Below are 217 nucleotides of genomic sequence, written 5' to 3' on the forward strand. Positions count from 1 at the left end.
AACTTCAATTTGGTGTCCGCGTTTTTCGCCTTCTTCAATGAGTCTTTCTGTAGAATAAAGGTTGGTGTTTCTAGACAGTATTACTATATTCATGGTGTTTTTGAGTTAAAGGAAACGTTTTCTAAATCTACATCAACTATAAATTTGTGGCTTAAAAATTGCCTGCCAATTAAAACAGGGAATTTCATATCGTCTCTGGTGCTTAAAGTTAAGTTAA

Annotated in this window: 1 pseudogene; it reads right to left on the reverse strand. The window is 33.2% G+C overall.

The features are described 5' to 3' along the window. Positions 1–93, reverse strand: a pseudogene (locus tag FUA24_RS24660) (30S ribosomal protein S6--L-glutamate ligase); the annotation flags it as partial. Positions 94–217: the final 124 nt, after the last annotated feature.

It is taken from the genome of Seonamhaeicola marinus (genome assembly GCF_008085455.1).